Annotated in this window: 25 protein-coding genes; 12 read left to right on the top strand and 13 right to left on the bottom strand. The window is 68.7% G+C overall.

The features are described from left to right. Positions 1–46: 46 nt before the first annotated feature. Positions 47–1,243, bottom strand: a complete 1,197-nt coding sequence (locus ASV56_RS05105) for an MFS transporter (RefSeq protein WP_062561053.1) — start codon at positions 1,241–1,243, stop codon at positions 47–49. A gap of 314 nt (positions 1,244–1,557) precedes the next feature. Between ASV56_RS05105 and ASV56_RS05110 the strand changes: the two genes are divergently transcribed. From ASV56_RS05110 to ASV56_RS05120, 3 genes are all read left to right on the top strand, one after another. Continuing rightward, complete coding sequence (locus ASV56_RS05110; protein WP_253879869.1) at positions 1,558–2,238, top strand: GntR family transcriptional regulator; 681 nt, start codon at positions 1,558–1,560, stop codon at positions 2,236–2,238. 104 nt (positions 2,239–2,342) lie between these two features. Next, positions 2,343–3,788: a L,D-transpeptidase family protein gene (locus tag ASV56_RS05115; protein ID WP_062561055.1), complete on the top strand. Its 1,446-nt coding sequence runs from the start codon at positions 2,343–2,345 to the stop codon at positions 3,786–3,788. A 1-nt stretch (position 3,789) separates the two neighbouring features. Further along, positions 3,790–4,608: an extensin-like domain-containing protein gene (locus ASV56_RS05120; RefSeq protein WP_062561056.1), complete on the top strand. Its 819-nt coding sequence runs from the start codon at positions 3,790–3,792 to the stop codon at positions 4,606–4,608. On the opposite strand, the gene ASV56_RS05125 is transcribed toward ASV56_RS05120, so the two are convergent. Both ASV56_RS05125 and ASV56_RS05130 read right to left on the bottom strand, forming a co-directional pair. After that, positions 4,609–5,340 (bottom strand): Crp/Fnr family transcriptional regulator, encoded by a 732-nt coding sequence (locus ASV56_RS05125; protein WP_062561057.1) that lies wholly within the window; start codon positions 5,338–5,340, stop codon positions 4,609–4,611. 124 nt (positions 5,341–5,464) lie between these two features. Next, positions 5,465–6,781, bottom strand: a complete 1,317-nt coding sequence (locus tag ASV56_RS05130) for a FliI/YscN family ATPase (protein WP_062561058.1) — start codon at positions 6,779–6,781, stop codon at positions 5,465–5,467. Between the two features lie 108 nt (positions 6,782–6,889). On the opposite strand from ASV56_RS05130, the gene ASV56_RS05135 reads away from it, so the two are divergent. From ASV56_RS05135 to ASV56_RS05175, 9 genes are read left to right on the top strand one after another with little or no spacing between them, the layout of a single operon-like run. Continuing rightward, complete coding sequence (locus ASV56_RS05135) at positions 6,890–7,279, top strand: FlgB family protein (protein WP_017998214.1); 390 nt, start codon at positions 6,890–6,892, stop codon at positions 7,277–7,279. An 11-nt stretch (positions 7,280–7,290) separates the two neighbouring features. After that, complete coding sequence (gene flgC / locus ASV56_RS05140) at positions 7,291–7,683, top strand: flagellar basal body rod protein FlgC (RefSeq protein ID WP_017998215.1); 393 nt, start codon at positions 7,291–7,293, stop codon at positions 7,681–7,683. 11 nt (positions 7,684–7,694) lie between these two features. Then, positions 7,695–7,973 (top strand): flagellar hook-basal body complex protein FliE, encoded by a 279-nt coding sequence (locus tag ASV56_RS05145; RefSeq protein WP_062561059.1) that lies wholly within the window; start codon positions 7,695–7,697, stop codon positions 7,971–7,973. 9 nt (positions 7,974–7,982) lie between these two features. After that, the gene (locus ASV56_RS05150; RefSeq protein WP_062561060.1) at positions 7,983–8,249 is read left to right on the top strand and encodes a flagellar biosynthetic protein FliQ; all 267 of its coding nucleotides are present in this window, start codon (positions 7,983–7,985) and stop codon (positions 8,247–8,249) included. 3 nt (positions 8,250–8,252) lie between these two features. Further along, the gene (locus ASV56_RS05155; protein WP_062561061.1) at positions 8,253–8,969 is read left to right on the top strand and encodes a flagellar hook-basal body complex protein; all 717 of its coding nucleotides are present in this window, start codon (positions 8,253–8,255) and stop codon (positions 8,967–8,969) included. Positions 8,970–8,980: 11 nt separating this feature from the next. Further along, positions 8,981–9,766: a flagellar basal-body rod protein FlgG gene (gene flgG / locus ASV56_RS05160; protein WP_062561062.1), complete on the top strand. Its 786-nt coding sequence runs from the start codon at positions 8,981–8,983 to the stop codon at positions 9,764–9,766. Then, positions 9,766–10,182, top strand: coding sequence for a flagellar basal body P-ring formation chaperone FlgA (gene flgA / locus ASV56_RS05165; RefSeq protein WP_062561063.1), 417 nt, complete (start codon positions 9,766–9,768; stop codon positions 10,180–10,182). Before flgG ends, flgA begins: the two co-directional genes overlap by 1 nt. A gap of 11 nt (positions 10,183–10,193) precedes the next feature. Next, entirely contained in the window at positions 10,194–10,946 is a 753-nt protein-coding gene (gene flgH, locus ASV56_RS05170; protein ID WP_062561064.1) for a flagellar basal body L-ring protein FlgH, read from the top strand. An 11-nt stretch (positions 10,947–10,957) separates the two neighbouring features. Beyond that, positions 10,958–11,521 carry a hypothetical protein gene (locus tag ASV56_RS05175; RefSeq protein ID WP_253879870.1) on the top strand — a complete coding sequence of 188 codons (564 nt, stop codon included), beginning with the start codon at positions 10,958–10,960 and terminating at the stop codon, positions 11,519–11,521. Positions 11,522–11,625: 104 nt separating this feature from the next. Here ASV56_RS05175 and ASV56_RS05180 read toward each other — a convergent pair whose 3' ends face one another. From ASV56_RS05180 to rpmH, 10 genes are all read right to left on the bottom strand, one after another. Then, positions 11,626–12,144 carry a SixA phosphatase family protein gene (locus tag ASV56_RS05180; RefSeq protein WP_017998223.1) on the bottom strand — a complete coding sequence of 173 codons (519 nt, stop codon included), beginning with the start codon at positions 12,142–12,144 and terminating at the stop codon, positions 11,626–11,628. Between the two features lie 100 nt (positions 12,145–12,244). Continuing rightward, positions 12,245–13,144 (bottom strand): acetylglutamate kinase, encoded by a 900-nt coding sequence (gene argB / locus ASV56_RS05185; RefSeq protein WP_062561066.1) that lies wholly within the window; start codon positions 13,142–13,144, stop codon positions 12,245–12,247. A gap of 75 nt (positions 13,145–13,219) precedes the next feature. Beyond that, positions 13,220–13,870 (bottom strand): ribosome biogenesis GTP-binding protein YihA/YsxC, encoded by a 651-nt coding sequence (gene yihA / locus ASV56_RS05190; protein ID WP_062561067.1) that lies wholly within the window; start codon positions 13,868–13,870, stop codon positions 13,220–13,222. Beyond that, the gene (locus tag ASV56_RS05195) at positions 13,867–14,631 is read right to left on the bottom strand and encodes an MOSC domain-containing protein (protein WP_062561068.1); all 765 of its coding nucleotides are present in this window, start codon (positions 14,629–14,631) and stop codon (positions 13,867–13,869) included. The genes yihA and ASV56_RS05195 overlap by 4 nt, the downstream gene beginning before the upstream one ends. After that, entirely contained in the window at positions 14,628–16,541 is a 1,914-nt protein-coding gene (gene yidC, locus ASV56_RS05200) for a membrane protein insertase YidC (protein ID WP_062561069.1), read from the bottom strand. The genes ASV56_RS05195 and yidC overlap by 4 nt, the downstream gene beginning before the upstream one ends. Positions 16,542–17,293: 752 nt before the next feature. Continuing rightward, positions 17,294–18,583 carry an EAL domain-containing protein gene (locus ASV56_RS05205; RefSeq protein ID WP_062561070.1) on the bottom strand — a complete coding sequence of 430 codons (1,290 nt, stop codon included), beginning with the start codon at positions 18,581–18,583 and terminating at the stop codon, positions 17,294–17,296. A gap of 60 nt (positions 18,584–18,643) precedes the next feature. Next, the gene (gene ttcA / locus ASV56_RS05210) at positions 18,644–19,543 is read right to left on the bottom strand and encodes a tRNA 2-thiocytidine(32) synthetase TtcA (protein ID WP_062562239.1); all 900 of its coding nucleotides are present in this window, start codon (positions 19,541–19,543) and stop codon (positions 18,644–18,646) included. Between the two features lie 51 nt (positions 19,544–19,594). Continuing rightward, entirely contained in the window at positions 19,595–19,837 is a 243-nt protein-coding gene (yidD, locus tag ASV56_RS05215) for a membrane protein insertion efficiency factor YidD (RefSeq protein WP_062561071.1), read from the bottom strand. Beyond that, positions 19,834–20,256: a ribonuclease P protein component gene (rnpA, locus tag ASV56_RS05220; protein ID WP_062561072.1), complete on the bottom strand. Its 423-nt coding sequence runs from the start codon at positions 20,254–20,256 to the stop codon at positions 19,834–19,836. The genes yidD and rnpA overlap by 4 nt, the downstream gene beginning before the upstream one ends. 34 nt (positions 20,257–20,290) lie before the next feature. Then, positions 20,291–20,428 carry a 50S ribosomal protein L34 gene (gene rpmH, locus ASV56_RS05225; protein ID WP_017998233.1) on the bottom strand — a complete coding sequence of 46 codons (138 nt, stop codon included), beginning with the start codon at positions 20,426–20,428 and terminating at the stop codon, positions 20,291–20,293. Between the last annotated feature and the right edge of the window lie 70 nt (positions 20,429–20,498).

The following is a 20,498-nucleotide window of genomic DNA, read 5'->3' on the forward strand; positions in this document are numbered from 1 at the left end:
TCGAAATATCCTGGGGGTGTGGGGGCAAAGCCCCCGCCCGCGGCCGTCACATCCGCCGCATGCGCGGCAGAAAGATCGTAAGCAGCCCCATCAGCGGCAGGTAGGCACAGATTCTATAAACATATTCAATGCCCCGCGCATCGGCGATCACCCCCAGCACGGCAGCGGCGATGCCGCCCATGCCGAAGGCGAAGCCGAAGAAGATGCCGGCGATCATGCCGGTCCGTCCCGGCACCAGCTCCTGGGCAAAGACCACGATGGCCGGAAAGGCCGAGGCGAGGATCAGCCCGATCACCACCGTCAGCACCCCGGTCGCGGCCAGCCCGACATAGGGCAGCGCCAGGGTGAAGGGCAGGATGCCCAGGATCGAGAACCAGATCACCTTCAGCGGCCCGACCCGGTCGCCGATCAGCCCGCCCAGCATGACGCCGCCGGCCATGCCGCCCAGGAACAGGAACAGCATCAGCTGCGCCTGCTGGGTGTTCAACCCGAACTTCTCGATCAGGAAGAAGGTGTAATAGCTCGACAGGCTGGCGGTATAGATGTTCTTGGTAAAGGTCAGCAGCGCCAGCACCACGATCGCCACCGTCACCCGCCGCCGCGAATAGGGCGAGACCGGCACGGCGCGCGCGCCCGCCGCCTTGCGCCGGCCCTCGGCCCAGCTGCCGACCTGCCAGAGCGCGGCCGAGCCGATCATTGCCATGATCGAAAAGATCGCGACCGAGGGCCGGCCCAGCGGCACGACGATGAAGGCCGCCAGCAGCGGCCCCAGCGCCTGGCCGAAATTCCCGCCCAGCTGGAACAGCGATTGCGCGGTGCCGAAGCGGCCGCCCGAGGCGATGCGCGCCACGCGCGAGCTTTCGGGATGGAACACCGCCGAGCCGACGCCGATCAGCATGGCCCCGGCCAGCAGCACCCAATATTCATGCGCCAGGGCCAGCAGAAGCACGCCGAAGACCGTCGAGGCCATGCCGACCGACAGCGAGCGCGGCATCGGCTTTCTGTCCGTCACCATCCCCACCAGCGGCTGCAACAGCGAGGCCGTGACCTGGAAGGCGAAGGTCATCAGCCCGATCTGCCAATAGGACAGGGTGAACTCCTGCTGAAGCAGCGGATAGATCGCCGCCAGCATGGATTGCATGATGTCATTGACCATATGACACAGGCTGATCGCGATCAGCACCGTCCAGGCGGTGGCCGGGATGGCGGGACCGCGGATTGACGTCGCTTCCGACACGGGCATCACCTCTTGCGAATTGCCCAGCGTTGTCCCGCCCGCGCCCGGCTTTGTCAACATCCGCCGCCGCTGCCCGGCGAAACGAAGGGGCTTGACCGCAGTGCGAATTTCCTCTCAAACCTGAACTGACGAGTTTACTTGAGTGTCCGGTTTCACGTCCGCCCAACCGGCACATCGCGGCATCGCGGCAAGCCGCCGTTATCGAGTGCCCAATTCAACCTCCCCTCGATAAAGATCGCCCGATTATTGATATGATGGAACTTCCCAAACCCGTGGCCCAAGCCCTCGCCGCAGAAGAACAGGGCCGCAAGCGGCGCAACATGACCTGGCAAAGCGTGCAGGAAGAGGTGCTCAACCGCATCCGCAACGGCACCTGGCCCGAGGGCGAGCTGATCCCGACCGAGGCCGAGCTGGCCGCGGAATTCAGCTGCGCCCGCGCCACCGTCAACCGGGCGCTGCAAGCCCTGGCGCAAAGCGGCGTGCTGGAACGGCGCCGCAAGGTCGGCACCCGGGTCGCGGCCCATCCGCGCGTGCAGGCGGTCCGCTTCCTGCTGCGCCGCGAGATCGAGGCGGCGGGCAAGGTCTATGGCTACACGCTGCTCGACTATCGCCAGCAACACCCGCCCGCCGACATCGCCCAAGCGATGCTGCTGCACAGCGATGAGCTGCTCTTGCGCATCCGCTCGCGCTTCACCGCCGATGGCGCGCTCTATTGCTGCGAGGAGCGCTGGGTGAACGATTTCGCCGCCCCGGGCCTGACCCGCGAGGCGCTGCAACATCTCAGCCCCTGCGAATGGCTGCTGGGCCATGTCCCGGTCAACCGCGGCAGCATGGCGATGGCGGCCACCCTGGCCTCCGAGGGCTTCGTCTCCGAGGCGATGGGCCTGGCCCCCGAGGCGCCGGTGCTAATGATGGAGCGCATGGACTGGCTCGACAACATGCCGATCTCGCTGACCCGCAGCTATTATCCCGAGGAACATCGGATGACCGCGACGATCTGACGGATCAAGCCGAGTTGACCGCTGATTGCTTGCCAAGGCCTGCGCATTTGGCCAAACATGCCGGCAAAACGACAAGACAACTGGCAAACAGACCGGACCCGAGCATGTTCCCGACCCGCCCGAACCTGGCGTCCCTGGCGCTGGCCGCCGCCGCGCTTATCCCGGCCCTCGGCCCCGTGCCGGCGCAGGCCCAGGCCCCTGCCGTCGCGCCCACCGCGCCGCCCAAGCCCAAGGCGCTGACCTCGATCAGCCGCGACCAGATCGAGGCCGCGCAATTCGATGGCACCGACCTGCCGGCCGGGCAGTCGGCGCTGACGGTCAAGGCGCAGATCCTGCTGGACCGCTCGGGCATCTCGCCCGGCGTGGTGGACGGCTGGCGCGGCGGCATGAGCGAAAGCGCGATCAAGGCCTTCCAGCGCCGTGCCGGCCTGCCGATGACCGGGCGCATGGACCATGCCGTCTGGGAGCTGCTGCAAGGCTATGCCGCGGCGCCCTTGACCATGGACTATACCATCACCGAGGAGGACGCGACCGGGCTCGTCGACCGCATTCCCTCGGATTATGCCGAAAAGGCGGCGATGACCTCGCAGGGCTATACCAGCGTGCTGGAAAAGCTGGCCGAGCGTTTCCACATGGACGAGAAGTTCCTGGCCAAGATGAACCCCGGCGCGGCTTTCCAGCCCGGCGAGACGATCCATGTCACCGTGCCGGCGCAGCCGATCCGCGCCACCGTGACCCGGATCATCGTCGACAAGGCCACCCGCCGCGTCGCCGCCTATGACGCCAAGGGCAAGATGGTCGCGGATTACCCGGCCACGGTCGGCTCGTCCGACACGCCCTCGCCGCATGGCAACCACCTGGTCGACGCGGTGGCGCTGAACCCGACCTATACCTACAACCCGATGCGCAACTTCAAGCAGGGCGAGAACGACCGCGTGCTGATCGTGCCGCCAGGGCCGAACGCGCCGGTCGGCAATGTCTGGATCGACCTGTCCGAGCCCAGCTATGGCATCCACGGAACCGCCACGCCCTCGCAGCTGTTCCTCAACCAGTCGCATGGCTGCGTGCGGCTGACCAACTGGGACGCATGGGAGCTGGCGCATATGGTCAAGGCCAAGGTGACGACGGTCGAGTTTCTGGACCCGGGCGTCAGCATCGCCGATGTGACCGGCATCGCGGCGGTGACCTCGGCGACCCAGGCCGCGGCGGTGACGCTGGCCGCGACCCGGCCGCCGGCGCGCGGTGACCGCCTACCGCCGGTCGTGGCCGCCGGGGCGGTGACGGGTGCGGTGGCGGAGAATGTGATGGGGGCCGTGGCCCAGGCTGCCTCGACCGGCACCGCCGCAGCTGTCGCCAGCACGGTCGCAAGCCCGGCGCCGCTGGTGGTGACGCCCGAGGCGCCCTCGACCGAGCCGCTGGTGCCGGCGACCCCGCTTCCCGCGGGCGCGATGGACGAGCCCGAATATCCCTCGGACGTGGGGCTGCCCGAAACCCTGCCGGGCAATCCGGCGGGCAGCGTGACGCTCTATGCCCCGACGGCGCAGCCCTGAGATGCGCGCCCTGCTGCTGGCGCTGCTGCTCTTGCCCGGGCTGGCGCTGGCACAGGATCCTCCTGCCCCGCGCCCCATGGCACCGGCCGAGGAACGCCCGGCCCCGCGTCCCGCAGCGGAGCCCGCCGTGCCCGCCGCGAGGCCCGAGCCGCAGGGCGAGACGCCTGGGCCCGAGGCGCCAAAGCCGCAGGAGGGCCAGCCCGCGCCCGAGCCCGTGGAACCCGCCGGCCCGCCGGTCCACACCACGCTGCGGGAAAGCGACTTCGACCATTCCGCCTGCCTGCTGGAGCTGACCCTGCTCGGCGCCGACTATGCGCCGCAAGCGCCGCTCACCGACCCGGACCAGCCCGATTGCGGCATCGACCGGCCGATCCTGCTGCATGCGCCCCTGCCCGGCATCGAGATCCCAGGCGGCGCGCCGATGCGCTGCGACACGGCGCGGCAACTCGCGCATTGGCTGCGGGATTTCGTGCGCCCGGCCTCGGCGCTGCTGCCGGGCCAGCCGCGGCTGATGGCGCTGGAGCCGGGCTCGACCTATCAATGCCGGGCGACGGTCGGCAATGACGGCACCGGCCTGTCCGAGCACGCATTCGGCAATGCCTTCGACATCGCCGCCTTCCGCTTCGACGACGGCAGCCGCTTCGCCGTCGAGCCGCGCGCGGACAAGGGCGATCTGGCCGAGGCCTTCCAGCGCGCCGTGCGCGGCGCGGCTTGCCTCTATTTCACCACCGTGCTGGGGCCGGGCGCCAATGCGGCGCATGACAACCACCTGCATCTGGACATCAAGGCGCGGCGCGGCGGCTGGCGACTGTGCCAGTAATCAGCGCCGCACCCGGTCCAGCTCCAGATAATCCGGGTTGAAGCGCGCCAGACGCGCCAGCCCCTGCCAGTCCAGGATCTCGACCTCGCTGCCCTGCCAGCGGATCAGCCCGCCGGCCCGCAGGTCGCGCACCGCGCGGTTCACATGGATCGGCGTATAACCCAGGATATCCGCCAGTTCCTTTTGCAGCAGCGGCAGGGTGAAGCGATAGGCCTGGGCCGCGCCCACGCTGGCCAGCCGGGTGCAGAGTTCGCACAGCAGATGCGCCAGATGCGCGCTGGAGCGCAGCGAGGCCGCCGCGACCAGCCATTGCCGGTGAATCGAGGCGTCGATCGCCGTCGACATCCACAGCAGCCGGGTCAGGTGCGGGAAATTGGCGGTGATCTCGCGCAGCTCGTCATGGTCGACGAATTCGACCTCGGCCTCGCCCACGGCGACCACGTCATGCTCCAGCCCCGCCAGCACGAAGCCGTGCAGGTCGACGAAATCGCCGGGAACATGCAGGGCGGTGATCACCCGCTCGGCCGGGCGGCCGACGATGGAATGCTGGCGCGCCGACATGCCGCGCAGCATCATGCAGCTGCGGCTGGCCAGCCGGCCGCGCGGCACAATGACCTCGCCGGGGCGAAAGGCGACATGGCAGGTGCGCACCGCGCGCAGGCGGTCGATGTCGCCGGCGCACAGCAGATCCCGTCGTTGCAGATAGCGAACGAAATACTCGGTTATGGCCATGATGCTCCTCGGGAAGACCGCGGGAGATTGTCAACTCTGCCCGGGACGTGCAATGACCCGGGAAGCCGGGTTAACTTTCATCAATCTTGCCATAAATCCGCGGGATTCCTAGACTTCCCGGCGATCAGGCCGCCCGTGCGGGCGCGGCGCCCAAGGCCTCGGCCAGAAGCGCGAAACTTTGCCGGGCATGCGGGCTTTGCCGGGTGAAGAACTGGTCCAGCGCCGGGTAAAGCCGCACCGCCTCGTCCAGCCGCGCGTCCGAGCCCTGCGAATACAGCCCGGCGCGAATCATCAGCTCGGATTCGGCATAGGTGCCCAGCAGCGCCCGCGCCCGCGCGATCAGCAGGTTTTCCGGCGCGCTGGCCGCCTGCGGCAGCGAGCGCGAGACCGAGCGCAGCACATCGACCGCCGGATAGCGCCCGCGCTCGGCAATGGCGCGGTCCAGCACGACATGGCCGTCCAGCGTGCCGCGCAGGATGTCGGCGACCGGCTCCTCCATGTCCGAACCGGCGACCAGCACGCTGAAGATCGCCGTGATATCGCCCGCCCCCTGCGGCCCCGGCCCCGAGCGCTCCGCCAGCGCCATGATCAGCTGCGAGACCGAGGGCGGAAAGCCGCGGTAGCTGGGGCTTTCGCCGGCCGCGAGCGCGATCTCGCGATGCGCCTCGGCAAAGCGGGTGATCGAATCGGCCAGGAACAGCACGTGCCGGCCCTGGTCGCGGAAATGCTCGGCCACGGTCATCGCCGCCCAAGCGCAGCGCCGGCGCATCAAGGGCGACTGGTCCGAGGTCGCGGCCACCACGACGGAACGCGCCATGCCCTCCTCGCCCAGGGTTTCCTCGACGAATTCGCGCAGCTCGCGGCCGCGCTCGCCCACCAGCGCGATCACCACGACATCGGCCGAAACCCCCTTGGCGAGCGCCGAAAGCAGCGTCGATTTCCCGACGCCCGAGCCCGCGAACAGCCCCATGCGTTGGCCGCGCACCAAGGGCAGGATGGTGTCGAAGACCGCAAGCCCGGTGTCCAGCCGCGCGCCCAGCCGGTTGCGCGAGGCGGCCGGCGGCGGGGCCGGTCGAAAGCCGCGCTCCTCGCCGCCGGCCAGGATGGGGCGGCCGTCCAGCGGCTGGCCGAAGGGGTCGATGATTCGCCCGATCCAGGAATTCGCCGGCGCCAGCGCGGGCGCAAAGACCAGCTCGACGCGGGCGCCGATCGACAGCCCGTCCATCGGCCCCTCGGGCAGGATCGCCGCCTGGTCGCTGTGCAAGGCCACGATCTCTCCGCTGAGTTTGTCGCCGGAACGCCTTGAAAAGACGACGCGATCTCCAAGAGACGCATGGCTGTTCAGCCCGGCCGCCAGGATCACCCCGCCCTGGATGGCGCTGACCTGGCCGTAATGCCGCGTCATGCCCAGCCCGCGCATCCGCGCCGCGATGGCCTGCATTTTATCCATTCCGAGCTCCGCTTTTTTCGCGCAGGGCCTGCGCCTCGAAAGGGTTTCTAAACCTATTGGGGTTAAGACCGGGTTTATCGGAACAGAGGAGATGCCTCGATGTTTGACCGGATCGAAACCCTGCGGATGGCCGGCGCGCTGACCGCACATGCGGCGGAACGGCAGAAGCTGATCGCCCGGAACGTGGCCAATGCGGACACGCCCGGCTTTCGCTCGCGCGATCTGGCCGGATTCGCCGAAACCTATCGCTCGCAGCCCGCGGCCGAGATGCGCGCCTCGCGTCCCGGCCATGTCACCGGGGTCAGCTGGGGCAGCGGCGCCGAGCGTGCGCTGGACGCCGGCGGCGAGCCGGCGCCGAACGGTAACACCGTCTCGATCGAGGACGAGATGTTCCGCAGCGCCGCGGCCAAGCGGGAATTCGACATCTCGCTGGCGGTGACGAAATCCTCGCTGTCGCTCTTGCGCACCAGCATCGGCCGGCGCGGCTAGGGGGACGAGCGATGACCGAACCGCTTTCCGCCGTCGAACTGGCCGTCTCGGGGATGAAATCGCAATCCGTGCGGCTGCGCCACATCTCGGAAAACATCGCCAATGCCGACACGCCCGGCTACCGCCGCAAGACGGTGGCCTTCCAGGAGCAGATGGATTTCGGCCGCCCGACCGGCGCCGTGGCCCCGGGTCCGACGCGGCTCGATCGGCGCGACCTGCCCGAGATCTATGATCCCGCGCATCCGATGGCCAATGACGAGGGCTATTACGCCGGCTCGAACGTCGACCTGGTGGTCGAGATCGCCGATTCCAAGGAGGCCAGCCGCAGCTACGAGGCCAACCTCCGTGTCTTTGAACAATCCCGTCAGATGGGCAGCTCGCTGCTGGATCTGATCCGCCGTTAAGGGGTATCGCCATGATTTCTTCGATAATTGCCGCCACTGCCTATGACCGCGCCCGCAATGCCGTGACCCCGGCCGAAGGCCTGCCGCAGGGCGTGACCAATGCCGCCGCGGATTTCGCCAAGGTCATGGACCAGGTGGACATTGCCGCCACCGGCAGCATGGCCGGCAAGACCGACACGCATGAGCTGGTGCAAAGCATCGCCCAGGCCGAGATCGCGCTCGAGACCGTGGTCGCCATCCGCGATAAGGTGGTCGAGGCCTATCAGGAAATCCTGCGGATGCCGGTTTGAGGTCGGGCGATGGACGAGAACCTGATTTTCGACCTGACCCGGCAGGCGCTGTGGATCGCGGTGCGCATGTCGGCGCCGCTGCTGATCGTGGCGCTGGTCGCCGGGGTGGTGATCGGCCTGTTCCAGGCGCTGACCTCGATCCAGGAGATGACGCTGACCTTCGTGCCGAAGATCGGGCTGATGCTGGTGGTGTTCTGGGTCAGCATGAGCTTCATGACGGCAACCCTGGCGAGCTTCTTCACCGACCAGTTGCTGCCGCAGATCGCGGGGTCCTAGGCCATGGACAACGCGATCTATGCCGCCCTGACCCGCCAGTCCGGCCTGATGCGCGAGATGCGCAGCGTGGCCAACAATATCGCCAATGCCAATACCACCGGCTTCCGGCGCGAGGGCGTGGTGTTTTCGGAATACATGGTGCCGCTGGACCGGCGGGGCGAGACGCTGGCCATGGCCAATGGCCGCGGCCGCATGGTCGACCTGCGCCCGGGCGGCATGACCCAGACCAACGGCCAATACGACCTGGCGCTGGAGGGCGACGGCTTCCTGATGGTGCAGACGCCGCAGGGCAACCGCCTGACCCGCGCCGGCGCCTTCATGACCAATGCCGAGGGCGAGCTGGTGAACGGCGACGGCTACCAGCTGCTGGACGACGGCCAGGCGCCGATCGTGATCCCGGCCGGGGTGCGCAGCGTCGGCATCGGCACAGACGGCACCGTCTCGGCCGACGGCAACCCGGTCGGCCGCGTCGGCATCTTCGCTAGCCCCGATCCCGCGAAGCTGCAGCACGAGGCCGGCACGCTCTTCGACCCCGGCGGCGCCGTCGAGCCGCTCGAGGAAGCCAGGCTGCGTCAGGGCTTCCTGGAGGATTCCAACGTCGACCCGGTGCTGGAGCTGTCGCGCATGATCGAGGTCCAGCGCGCCTATGAGCTGGGCCAGAGCTTCCTCGACCAGGAAGACCAGCGCATCCGCCTGACCATCACCTCGCTGACCCGCTGAAAGGACAGACCATGAGAGCACTTCAGATCGCGGCAACCGGGATGAGCGCGCAGCAGATGCGCGTCGAGGTCATCTCGAACAACCTCGCGAACATGTCGACGACCGGCTACAACCCGCGCCGGGCGGAATTCGCCGACCTGCAATACCAGCAGGTCACCCGGCCCGGCACCCTGACCGCCACCAATGGCGCCATGGTCCCGGCCGGCGTGCAGCTGGGCCTGGGCGTGCGCCCGGCCAGCGTCACGGTGATGCTGGGCCAAGGCCCGCTGAGCCAGACCAATGGCGACCTCGATGTCGCCGTGGACGGCACCGGCTATCTCGAGGTGACGCTGCCCTCGGGGATTTCGGCCTATACCCGCGACGGCAGCCTGAAACGCTCGGCCGAGGGCCAGGTGGTGACCTCGGAAGGCTATCCGCTGGTCCCCGACATCACCATCCCCGAGGATGCGCGCAGCATCTCGATCAATACCAACGGCGAGGTCTTCGCCTATTTCGACGACCGCGTCGAACCCGAGAACCTGGGCCAGATCACGCTGGCAAGCTTCATCAACGAAAAGGGCCTCGAGGCCAGCGGCTCGAACCTGTTCCTGGAAACCGTCGCCTCGGGTCCGCCGCGTATCGCCACGCCGGGGCAAGAGGGGCTTGGCACGCTGCGCGGCGGCTTCCTGGAGGAAAGCGCCGTGGATCCGGTGCGCGAGATCGCCGAGCTGATCAAGGCGCAGCGCGGCTACGAGCTGAACTCCAAGGTCATCACCGCCGCCGACCAGATGCTGGGCACCACGGTGCAGGTGCGGTGATGCGCTATCTTGCCCTGCTGCTTCTGGCCCTGCCGCAGCCCTGCCTTGCCGACGCGCTGCTCGCGACCCGCACCCTGCCCGTCGGCACGGTGATCTCGGCCGAGGATGTCACGCTGTCGGCCGAGGCCGAGGGCATCGCGCCGGATGTCTCGCAGGTGGTGGGCCTGCAATTGCGGGCGATGGTCTATCAGGGCCGCAGGATCGACCCTTCGCAACTGTCCGCCCCGACCCTGGTCGACCGCAACCAGCTCGTCACCCTTGCCTATGAGCGCTCTGCCCTGCGGATCGAGGCCGAGGGCCGCGCCCTGTCCGCCGGCAGCGCCGGGCAGGTCATCCGCGTCATGAACAGCGCATCGCGCGTCACCGTTTCCGGGCGCGTCGCCCCGGACGGCACCGTGATCGTCATGCAAAACTGAAGGATCCAGCCATGACCACCTCCATGCCATCGCGCCCCGTCCTGTTGCTTGGCGCGGCCAGCATCGCCCTTTCGCTGACCGGCTGCGGCCGCGTCGCGCAGGTCGGCCAAGTGCCGGACATGACCCAGCCCGAAAGCAGCGTCGAATTCCAAGCCATGACCTCGCAAGGCTATGGCGCGCAGGAGCTGCCCGATCGCATGGACAGCACAGCCTCGCTGTGGACGACCGCGCAGAACTCGCTGGTGGCGGACCGGCGCGCCGCCAATCGCGGCGACATCCTGACCGTGGTGATCGAGATCGACGACCGGGCCGAGATCCAGAACAGCTCGGGCCGCAGCCGCAGTTCGGCCGACAAGGTCAGCATTCCCGGCATGGCCGGTCTGCCGCAACGCATCGACAAGATCCTGCCCGAGGGCGCCAGCATGGACGAGCTTGCCGAGGCCAAGGCCTCGTCCAGCTACAAGGGCAGCGGCAATATCTCGCGCCGGGACAAGATGACCCTGCGCGTCGCCGCCACGGTCGTCGAGCGCCTGCCGAACGGTGTCCTGCGCATCCAGGGCACGCAAGAGGTGCGGGTGAACTACGAGATCCGCGAGCTGACGGTCAGCGGCTTCGTGCGCCCCTCGGACATCGGCCGGCGCAACGAGATCTCGTATGACCGGATCGCCGGGGCGCGCATCTCTTATGGCGGGCGCGGCCAGATCAGCGACGTGCAGCAGCCGCGCTATGGCCAGCAGATCGCCGACATCGTGCTTCCCTATTGAGGCTGCCGCTCGTGAAGAAGATCGTTCTTTTGCTTGTTCCCCTGCTGGCTTTCATCGCCAGCGCCTTCGGCGGCGACATGCTGCAGGCCGGCAAGAAACCCGAAAGCGCCCAGGCCACCGGCGACGAGAGCCATGAAACCGCCGAGCCGGCCAAAGCCGGACCCGAGCCCGCCGCAGAGGGCCATGACGCGCCCGCGGCCGATGCGGGCCATGGCGACGCCGGTCACGGCGAGGCTACCGAGGGCGAAGGCCAGCTCGACTGGTTCAAATTCCCCAGCCAGTTCTTCGTCCCGATCCTGCGCAACGGCACGCCGACGGCGATCATGGTCCTGACGCTGACGGTCGAGATGCCCTCCTCGGCGCGCCCGCGCATCGAAGCGCAGGAACACCGCCTGCGCGATGCGCTGCTGAATGCCTTGCTGATCGAGGCCAATACCGGCGGCTTCGACGGCAACTTCACCGCCGACCCGGCCCAGCAGCGACTGCGCAGCGCGCTTCTGGCGGCAGCCCAGGCGGCGGCCGGCAGCGACGTGCAGCGCATCCTGATCGAGGACATCGGCCGGCAAGAGCAATAGCGGAACGTCGCAAGCCTGTTCACCAGGGCTTCCCGCGGCACGCCGCCGCCATCACAGGCTGCCTGGCCCTTGGTCGACAGGCGGCAAGTCCTTGCACCGACAGTCTAGCGCCGGCCGTCCATGCGGGTGAAATCCATCACGCTGCCCTCGCCCGGGCGCAGTTGCGACCAATCGTCGATCTGGAAATCCACCACCAGCGTCGCGGCGGTCGGATAGCGGCGAAAGTCCGGGTCCAGCGGCGCCCGCGCCGGCAAGGTGGCGGCGAATTCGGCGATGCCGGGGTTGTGGCCGATCATCATCACCGTCGGCGCCGAAGCCGTGCGCAGAATCGCCAGCATCTTCTCGGGCGTCGCCTGATAAAGCCCCGGCTCGTAGCGGATATGCGGCCGCACCTCCAGCGGCGCCAGCGCGATGCGGGACCAGGTTTCGCGCGTGCGCTCGGCGGTCGAGCACAGCACCTCCTCGGGCTCGTAGCCGCGGCTCGCCAGCCAGTCGCCCAGCTCGCGGGCCGAGCGGCAGCCGCGGTCGTTCAGCGGCCGGTCGTGGTCCGGCTGCGCCGGATCATCCCAGGAGGATTTCGCGTGCCGAGTCAGGATCAGGCGACAGTGTCCGAGAGGGGTCATCGAATTGCCTTTTCGGCCATGCGGTTTAGTTTACGCAACGGACCCCGAGCCTGCCACAGCTGCCGGCGCGCCGGCAAGCACTCTCTTGGCCCGCCCGCGCCTAGAGTTCGCTGTCGCCCTGGCGCAAGCCGCGCGGCTTGACCCGCGGTTCGGTCGAGCGGATCAGCGAGCCGGCGCCATGTTCGGTGAAGAGCTCCAGAAGCGAGGCATTGGCCACCCGCCCGTCCAGGATCACCACGGCGCGCACCCCCTCGTCGAGCGCCTTCAGCGCCGTCTCGGTCTTGGGGATCATGCCGCCGGCGATGGTGCCGTCGGCGATCATGGCGCGGACCTGGTCGGGGTGGATCTGGGTCAGAACCTCGCCCGAGGCGTCCTTGACGCCCGAGACATCGGTCAGGAGCAGCAGCCGGTCGGCCTTCAGCGCGCCGGCGATGGCACCGGCGGCGGTATCGCCATTGACGTTGAAGGTCTCGTTATCCTCCATCCCCGTCGCCACCGGGGCGATGACCGGGATCAGCCCGGCATTGTAGAGGTCGCGGATGATCTGCACGTTCATCTCGACCGGGCGGCCGACGAAGCCCAGCTCGGGGTCGTCGGGCTCGCAGACCATCAGGTCGTCGTCCTTGCCCGAAATGCCAACCGCGCGGCCGCCGGCGTCGTTGATCGCCTGCACAATGCGCTTGTTCACCAGGCCCGACAGCACCATTTCCACCACCTCGACCGTCTCGCGGGTGGTGACGCGCTTGCCGCGCACGAAATGGCTCTCGATGCCCAGCTTCTTCAGCAATTCGTTGATCATCGGGCCGCCGCCGTGACAGACGACCGGATGGATGCCGACCTGCTTCATCAGCACCATGTCGCGGGCGAATTCGGCCATGGCCTCATCGTCGCCCATGGCATTGCCGCCGAATTTCACCACCACCACCGCGCCGGAATAGCGCTGCATATAGGGCAGTGCTTCCGAAAGGGTGCGGGCGGTGGCAATCCAGTCACGGTTCATGTTCTGCGTTCTCATCCAAAGGCCCCTGTTCGTCGGGCGCAGCCTAGGGCGCCGGCGCCGCCCCGTCCAGACCGCCTAGTCCAGGCCGGCGATGATGCTGCGCAGCGTGGCAATGCCCTGCCCCTTGTCCGAGCTTGTGATCACAAGTTCGGGGTAGGCGGCGGGATGCTTCTGCAGCGCCTCCTGCACCTGGGCGACGGTGGCCTGCATGGCCTGCGGGCCGATCTTGTCGCCCTTGGTCAACACCACCTGGAAGGGCACGGCGGAGCGGTCGAGCAGCTTCATGATCTCGTGATCGACATCCTTCACGCCATGGCGCGAATCGATCAGCGCGAAGGCGCGGCGCAGGGTCGGCCGCCCCGAGAGATAGGCTTTCAGCAGCGCCTGCCATTTCGCCACGACGGCGACCGGCGCCTTGGCGAAACCATAGCCCGGCAGGTCGACCAGATAGGCTTGTTCGCCTAAGGTGAAATAGTTGATTTCCTGCGTGCGGCCCGGGGTATTCGAGGCGCGCGCGAGCCCGTTCCGCCCGGTCAGGGCGTTGATCAGGCTGGACTTTCCGACATTCGAGCGGCCGGCGAAGCAGACCTCGGGCCGGTCGGCGGGCGGCAATCCGTCCATGGCGACGACGCCCTTGAGGAAATCCACCGGGCCGGCGAACAGCTTGCGGGCGGCCTCGGCGGCCTCGGGATCGGGCTCGGGGGCGACGGGAAAGGCGACCTTCATGCGCGCACCTCATTGCCCAAGGCGATCTCGCCACCGGTGACCACCTCGGCATAGATGCCGAAATCGGAATGGCCGAATTGCGCGGCCAGCGCCTCGGGCATGTCCAGGTCGATCTGGCCGGTGGCGGTGTCGGCGCTGGTCGCAGCGCAGCGGCCGATGGTCTCGGTCACCCGCAGCTCCAGGCCGCCGATGGTCAGGATATGGCCGATCAGGTCGCGTTCGGCATAGGGCGCCCAGCCGTCCAGCCACAGGTTCGCGCGCCAGCGCTCGACGCCCAGCGGCTGGCCCAGCCGCGTTTCCAGATCGGCCAGGCTCGAGAGCGACAGGATCGAGATCCAGGGCTGGCTGACATCGGTCCAGCCGGTCGGGCCCTGCACCAGCCGGGTCGGCGCCGGCTTGTCCGCGGGCCAGAGCGGACGGACCCAGTCCACCAGCCGCTGGCTCTCGGTTTCCGGGTCGAAGGCCAGGTCGGGCAGGTCGGGATGGCGCAGGCGGATCGGTCCGCCCGGCGCGCCCTCGCCCCAGCCGCCCTGCACCGCCTGCAAGCCGGCGGCGGCCGCGCCGCGCAGGAAGCAGGATTTCGGCAGCCAGCGCTCGGGACGCGCGCCCGCGCCGGCGTGGCGCTCGCCGCCCTCGGTCAGGAGCGCCCAGTGCCGATCGCCCGGCAGGCGCCGCGCCGCATCCAGACGGGTGCGGGCGATGTCCTCGCCGCCGATCGACTTGATCGGGTGGCGCCGGATCCGGGCGATGCGGGCGATCATTTGCCGCCCTTTTCCTTGGGCTTGGCCTCGGCCTTGCCGCGCGCGGGCAGGCTGGAGCGGATGTTGCCGAACAGGTCGGGCCGGTGGCCGTGCATCGACATGATCGTGTACTGCTGGATGATGGTGATGGTATTGTTGGTGATCCAGTACAGCACCAGCCCCGAGGCGAAGCCGCCCAGCATGAACATGAAGATCCAGGGCATCCAGGCGAAGATCATCTTCTGCGCCGGATCGGCCGGGGCCGGGTTCAACCGCTGCTGCATCCACATCGAGATGCCCAGCACGATGGCCAGCGCCGGCAGGGTGAAGCTGTGCAGGAAGCTGCCCTGGCCCGGCGTCGTCCAGGGCAGCAGGCCGAACAGGTTCCACAGGCTGGACGGATCGGGCGCCGAGAGGTCGCGGATCCAGCCGATCCAGGGCGCGTGCCGCAGCTCGATGGTGACGAAGATCACCTTGTAGAGCGAGAAGAAGATCGGGATCTGCAGCAGCACCGGCAAACAGCCCGCGGCGGGGTTCACCTTTTCGCGCTTGTAGAGCTCCATCACCTCTTTCTGGTATTTCATCCGGTCGTCGCCGGTGCGTTCCTTCAGCGCCTCCATCTGCGGCTGCAATTCCTTCATCTTGGCCATCGAGATGTAGGATTTGCGCGCCAGCGGGAAGACCAGCAGCTTCAGGATGAAGGTCAGGCCGATGATCGACCAGCCCATGTTGCCGATGAAGCCGTGCAGCCAGTGCAGCAGGCGGAAGATCGGCTTGGTCAGGAAGTAGAACCAGCCCCAGTCGATGGAATCGACGAAACGGTCGATGCCGGGGGTCTGCTGGTAGCCGTTGATCGTCTCCCAGACCTTGGCGCCGGCGAAGAGATAGCTGGACGAGGTGCCGGTCGCGCCCGGGGCCACGGTCTGCATCGGCATCCGGGTCTCGGTCTGATAGATGTCGGCGCCGGGGGCGTATTTCACCACGGCGGTGAAGGCGTTGCCCGGCGCGGGCGCCAGCGTGGTCATCCAGTATTTGTCGGTGAAGCCGACCCAGCCGTTTTCCTGGACCTCGATCAGCTGCGCCGGGCCTTCGCCGGCCACGGGGGCCAGGTCGGGCAGGTTCTTGTATTTCTCCTCGAGCAGCTTGCCGTCGGTCATGCCGACGACGCCCTCGTGCAGGACGAAGAAGTTCTGGGTGTCCGGCTTGCCGTGGCGCGCAAGAATGCCATAGGGCGCGGCGGCGAAGGGCGCGGTGCCGGTGTTCTCGACCGATTGGGTGACGGTGAACAGGAACTTGTCGTCAAGCTCATAGACCCGGCGGAAGATCTGGCCGGCGCCATTGTCCCAAGCCAGCGTGACCGGCTGGCCCGGCGCCAGGGTGGTGCCGGATTCGACCTGCCACAGCGTTGCCGGTCCGGGCACCAGGGCGGGGTCGGTGCCGGGGCCGGGCATCCAGCCATAGACCGCGTAATAGGGTTTCTGCACCGCCGGCTGCAGGCCGCCGCCGGGGGCGACCGGGCTGCCCTCGGCCTTCAGCGCGGGCATGGTCGTGGGCGACAGCAGCCGGACGAAGGGCGAATTCGGATCCAGCGTCTCATGATAGCCGGTCAGCTCCAGATCGTCGATCCGGCCCCCGGCCAGCGAGATCGAGCCGGCGAGCGAGGGGGATTCGATCTTGAGCCGCTGGGCCTGGGCCGAGGGATCGCTGCTGGCCGCGTCGGCGGTCGCGAGCGCGGGGGCGGCGCCTTGGGTGCTGCCGGCCGGAGCGCCGGGCTGCGCCGCGCCATCCTGGGCCGCACCGCCCTGGGCCGAGCTTTGCGCCGGCTCCTGCGCCGGGGGCGCGGGCTCGGGGGCGAAAAAGATCGACCAGACGAGCATGACGAGGGCCGAAAGCACCATCGCCAGGATGAGGTTGCGATTGTTGTCTTGCATTCCGGACCAGCCCTTCGTCTTGACCCCAGCCAGAGGGTTCGGGCCGCTTCAACAGAAGCGACCGGCAAAGGTCAAGGGAATTTGCCCGAAACCGCCGGAACGCGGCCCTCGGGCAGAGGCCGCGGGCGGCGCCCGGGCGCACGCGACAGGGTCGGCCTTGGCCTGGATCGCTTGCGTTGATCGAGCAGCGCAAAAGGTGGAGCGGCCCGGTGGACAAGCCGGCGAGAGCCTTTGCCGCCGGATGCTCCGGGGCGTGGCCTGCGCAAGAAAGATGCGCCGGAACGCAACCCATGGGCAGATCCAGCGGTCCGCACCTGACCGCATCGCGACAGGGGCCAACTTCGGCCTGGATCGCGTGCATCGGAACGCGGCGCCGGATCAACTGAGGGAGCGCGGCGGCTCGGGAGACGCCTTGGCAGCCGTGGCCGGCGGAGAGCGCGCTTGTCGACGGCTGGTCCGCAGCGGCCGGCGCAGAAGGGATGCAAGCGAGCATGTCTTTTGGTCAACGAGCGCCTTCATCGAGGCGCGGGGACCTTTCTGCTGCATCCCCTCAAGCAGCGAGATCTGCGCGTCCCGGCTGCCGCGGCATGTTCCGAGCATAAAGGAAGATCCGCCCTTGCGCCGGTGGCCGCAGGCGACGCTCGAATCGGCCCGAACGGCCAGCCTTCGGGCGGCGCGAGAGGCAAAGCGTTCCGACTGGCGTGCCGATACCTGAGCTGGTCGGGGCATGGCGCCCCGACGAAAGGAGGCATTCAGCCTCTGCGGCGCAGGTCGAAGGCCAGCGGTAGCGAGCGGCCGTGCTCCAGCAGGAAATCATCGACATCGGCCGCCGACATCGGCGGCGCCACCGCCGGTCCCTGCACGGCAGCAAAGCCGATCTGGGCCAGGAAGGCGTTCTCGTCCTGCGTCGCCACCCCGTCGGCCAGGGTCGCCAGCCGCAGATGCTCGGCCAGGGCCAGGATGGCCAGGATCATGCGCTGCTGGTCGGCGCGGCGGTCGCAATCGGCGACGAATTCGCGGCCGATGCGGACGCGGCCAACACCGAAGCGGCGCAGGTCGCCAAGGCCGGCGCTGCCGGTGCCGAAATCCCCCAGCGCCAGCGCGCAGCCCGCCGCCGCCAGCCGGTGCAGGCAGGCCGTCACCGGCACCCGGCCGCCGCTGCGGCCGATCGGCTCGCAAAGCTCGATCTCCAGCCGGCCGGGCAGCAGGTCGTGGCGGTCCAGCTCCCACAGGATCGAGTCGGCCAGCAGGGGATCGGCCAGCATCCGGTCCGAAAACGGCAGCGTCAGCCGCGGCACCGCCGCGCCCATGCGGTCCCAGCCCTTCAGGCAATCCAGCGCCTGGCGCAGGACATGGGTCGCGACATGGCTCAGCGTCTCGTCGTCGAGCCGGGGCTCGATCTCGTCGAGGTCGCGGCTTTCCGCATTGTCCATGCGCAGCCGCGTCAGCACGCGCAGCCCCAGCACCGCGCCGGTGTCGCAGCAGATCTGCGGCTGGAAGAGCAGGCCGATGCGGTCCAGCGTCAGCGCCGGCGCGGCGGCCGGAGCGGGCTCGGCGCCCGGAACCGGCATCTCGACGAACCGCAGCTGGCCGGCCGGCGACAGCGGGTCGCAGCCCTGCAAGGCCGCGCGGCCATGGGCGTAAAGCGCCGCCGGATCGGCCGCGCCGGTCTCGTCGCCGACGATGACCGCATTCACCACCGGGCAGATGCGCAGGTCGGGCAACTCGACCCCCCGGCCGCAGATCGCCTGCAACCGGGCCAAAAGCCCGGGCACGGCCTGCTGGCGACCGATGGCGAAAAGGCCCAGCACCTCGGCCGAGCCGGGGCTGCGCAGCTGCGGCAGCAGCCGCATCTCGGCCACCAGCCGGCGGGTCAGCTGGTCCAGCAGCAGCTCCATGACCTGCGGGCCAAGGCCGCCGCGCAGCGTATCGACATTCTCGAGCCGCAGCACCAGGGCCAGCCGCGTCCGATGCGGTGCCCCGCCATCGCCCTTGACCAGCCGTGCCAGACGCGCCGCCGCCGCCCCGATTCCGTAAGCCATTCCCCAGTCCCGAATCTTGTTCTCCAGGGACCAGTCTAGGCCGCGAAGTTTTTCGTTCGGTTAATGTTCGCGCAGCCGCGGCACGTCTTTTTCATTAAAATCCGACATATCCGGGCTGAGCGCGGTGAAATCGAACAGCGCCGGGTCCGGCAGATGCGAGGGGCGCACGTTCATCAGCGCCCGGAACATCACCTGGCGGCGGCCCGGGCTGCGCGTCTCCCATTCGTCCAACAGCTTCTTCACCTGCATGCGCTGCAAGCCCTCCTGGCTGCCGCAAAGATCGCAGGGGATCACCGGATAGTGCATCGCCCGGGCAAAGCGGTCGCAATCGGCCTCGGCCACGAAGGCCAGCGGGCGCAGCACGTTCAGGTCGCCCTCTTCGTTCAGCAGCTTCGGCGGCATCGAGGCCAGCCGTCCGCCGTGGAACAGGTTCATGAAGAAGGTTTCCAGGATGTCGTCGCGGTGATGGCCCAGCACCACGGCCTGGCAGCCCTCTTCGCGCGCGATGCGATATAGATTGCCGCGCCGCAGCCGCGAACACAGCGCGCAATAGGTCCGGCCGGCCGGCACCTTTTCCTTCACGATGGAATAGGTGTCCTGGTATTCGATGCGATGCGCGACCTGCCGGTCGGTCAGGAATTCGGGCAGCACCGTCGCCGGAAAGCCGGGCTGGCCCTGGTCGAGGTTGCAGGCCAGCAGCTCGACCGGCAAAAGCCCGCGCCATTTCAGCTCGTGCAGCACCGCGAGCAGCGTGTAGCTGTCCTTGCCGCCCGAGAGGCAGACCAGCCAGCGGTCGCCGGGGCGGATCATGTCATAGGTCTCGATGGCGGCGCGGGTTTCGCGCACCAGGCGCTTTCTCAGCTTGCGGAACTCGGTCGAGGACGGGGCGCCGCGAAACAGCGGGTGGATGTCCTCGGGGCCGTCGAAGGCCTCGGTCTCGTCGGAGAGCTGGTCCCGCATGATGTCCTCGTCGCGCCTTGGCGCCTTGAATAGCATGAAACCGCCGCGGGGTCAGTCCCGCGGTTGCGCCTTTGCCCCCGGCACCGGGTCGAAGCCGTGCCCGCCCCAGGGATGGCAGCGGCAGATGCGCCGCGCGGCCAGGAAGCCGCCCTTGATGCCGCCGTGCAGCTCCAGCGCCTCGAGCGCATAGGCCGAGCAGGTCGGCTGGAAGCGGCAGCCATGCCCGACCCAGGGGCTGGCGACCAGGCGATAGCCGCGCACCGGCAGCGCCAGCAGCCGGGCCAGCGGGGTCATTTGCCGTGCACCCGCGCCAGCGCGGATGCCAGATCGGCGCGCAGCTCGGCGAAGTCGCGGCTGACGGTGGCGCCCGGACGCCCGACCAGCACATAGTCCCAGCCGGGACGCGCCGCGGCCGGCAGGACCTCGCGCGCCAGCGCCCGCAGCCGGCGCTTGGCGCGGTTGCGGGTCACGGCATTGCCGATCTTCTTGGAGCAGGTGAAGCCGACGCGGATGCCCTGCCCCGCCTCGTCCGCCTCGCGGTGGCGGGCCTGCAGCAGGAAGCCCGGCATGCCCTGGCGGCGGGCCGAGGCCGCGCGCAGGAAATCCGCCCGCTTGCGCAGCACCTCGAGCGCGAAAACGCCAGAAGCCGCCCTGTCCGGGATCGCATCGGCGACGGTCCGGCCAGCGGCGGCGACTTCGTGGGTGCTGTCCATCAGGGAAAGCCCGCGCCGTGGCGCGCGTCAGGGCTTACGCGCTGAGCGACTTGCGGCCCTTGGCGCGGCGGGCGTTCAGCACGCGGCGGCCGCCTTTGGTCGCCATGCGCGCGCGGAAGCCGTGGCGACGGGCGCGAACCAGGTTCGACGGCTGGTAGGTGCGTTTCGACATCTTTCAACTCCGGGTCAGGGCGTGTCAGGGTATGGGCAGCCGGCCCACGCAGGACGCGCCGGTCATTCGA

This window comes from Paracoccus aminovorans (assembly GCF_001546115.1).
Lineage (GTDB): Bacteria > Pseudomonadota > Alphaproteobacteria > Rhodobacterales > Rhodobacteraceae > Paracoccus > Paracoccus aminovorans_B.

Coding starts and splice junctions, on each gene's coding strand:
- ASV56_RS05105 (WP_062561053.1), bottom strand. CDS start 1,243: ATGCCCGTGTCGGAAGCGACGTCAATCCGCGGTCCCGCCATCCCGGCC.
- ASV56_RS05110 (WP_253879869.1), top strand. CDS start 1,558: ATGACCTGGCAAAGCGTGCAGGAAGAGGTGCTCAACCGCATCCGCAAC.
- ASV56_RS05115 (WP_062561055.1), top strand. CDS start 2,343: ATGTTCCCGACCCGCCCGAACCTGGCGTCCCTGGCGCTGGCCGCCGCC.
- ASV56_RS05120 (WP_062561056.1), top strand. CDS start 3,790: ATGCGCGCCCTGCTGCTGGCGCTGCTGCTCTTGCCCGGGCTGGCGCTG.
- ASV56_RS05125 (WP_062561057.1), bottom strand. CDS start 5,340: ATGGCCATAACCGAGTATTTCGTTCGCTATCTGCAACGACGGGATCTG.
- ASV56_RS05130 (WP_062561058.1), bottom strand. CDS start 6,781: ATGCAGGCCATCGCGGCGCGGATGCGCGGGCTGGGCATGACGCGGCAT.
- ASV56_RS05135 (WP_017998214.1), top strand. CDS start 6,890: ATGTTTGACCGGATCGAAACCCTGCGGATGGCCGGCGCGCTGACCGCA.
- flgC (WP_017998215.1), top strand. CDS start 7,291: ATGACCGAACCGCTTTCCGCCGTCGAACTGGCCGTCTCGGGGATGAAA.
- ASV56_RS05145 (WP_062561059.1), top strand. CDS start 7,695: ATGATTTCTTCGATAATTGCCGCCACTGCCTATGACCGCGCCCGCAAT.
- ASV56_RS05150 (WP_062561060.1), top strand. CDS start 7,983: ATGGACGAGAACCTGATTTTCGACCTGACCCGGCAGGCGCTGTGGATC.
- ASV56_RS05155 (WP_062561061.1), top strand. CDS start 8,253: ATGGACAACGCGATCTATGCCGCCCTGACCCGCCAGTCCGGCCTGATG.
- flgG (WP_062561062.1), top strand. CDS start 8,981: ATGAGAGCACTTCAGATCGCGGCAACCGGGATGAGCGCGCAGCAGATG.
- flgA (WP_062561063.1), top strand. CDS start 9,766: ATGCGCTATCTTGCCCTGCTGCTTCTGGCCCTGCCGCAGCCCTGCCTT.
- flgH (WP_062561064.1), top strand. CDS start 10,194: ATGACCACCTCCATGCCATCGCGCCCCGTCCTGTTGCTTGGCGCGGCC.
- ASV56_RS05180 (WP_017998223.1), bottom strand. CDS start 12,144: ATGACCCCTCTCGGACACTGTCGCCTGATCCTGACTCGGCACGCGAAA.
- argB (WP_062561066.1), bottom strand. CDS start 13,144: ATGAACCGTGACTGGATTGCCACCGCCCGCACCCTTTCGGAAGCACTG.
- yihA (WP_062561067.1), bottom strand. CDS start 13,870: ATGAAGGTCGCCTTTCCCGTCGCCCCCGAGCCCGATCCCGAGGCCGCC.
- ASV56_RS05195 (WP_062561068.1), bottom strand. CDS start 14,631: ATGATCGCCCGCATCGCCCGGATCCGGCGCCACCCGATCAAGTCGATC.
- yidC (WP_062561069.1), bottom strand. CDS start 16,541: ATGCAAGACAACAATCGCAACCTCATCCTGGCGATGGTGCTTTCGGCC.
- ASV56_RS05205 (WP_062561070.1), bottom strand. CDS start 18,583: ATGGCTTACGGAATCGGGGCGGCGGCGGCGCGTCTGGCACGGCTGGTC.
- ttcA (WP_062562239.1), bottom strand. CDS start 19,543: ATGCGGGACCAGCTCTCCGACGAGACCGAGGCCTTCGACGGCCCCGAG.
- yidD (WP_062561071.1), bottom strand. CDS start 19,837: ATGACCCCGCTGGCCCGGCTGCTGGCGCTGCCGGTGCGCGGCTATCGC.
- rnpA (WP_062561072.1), bottom strand. CDS start 20,256: ATGGACAGCACCCACGAAGTCGCCGCCGCTGGCCGGACCGTCGCCGAT.
- rpmH (WP_017998233.1), bottom strand. CDS start 20,428: ATGTCGAAACGCACCTACCAGCCGTCGAACCTGGTTCGCGCCCGTCGC.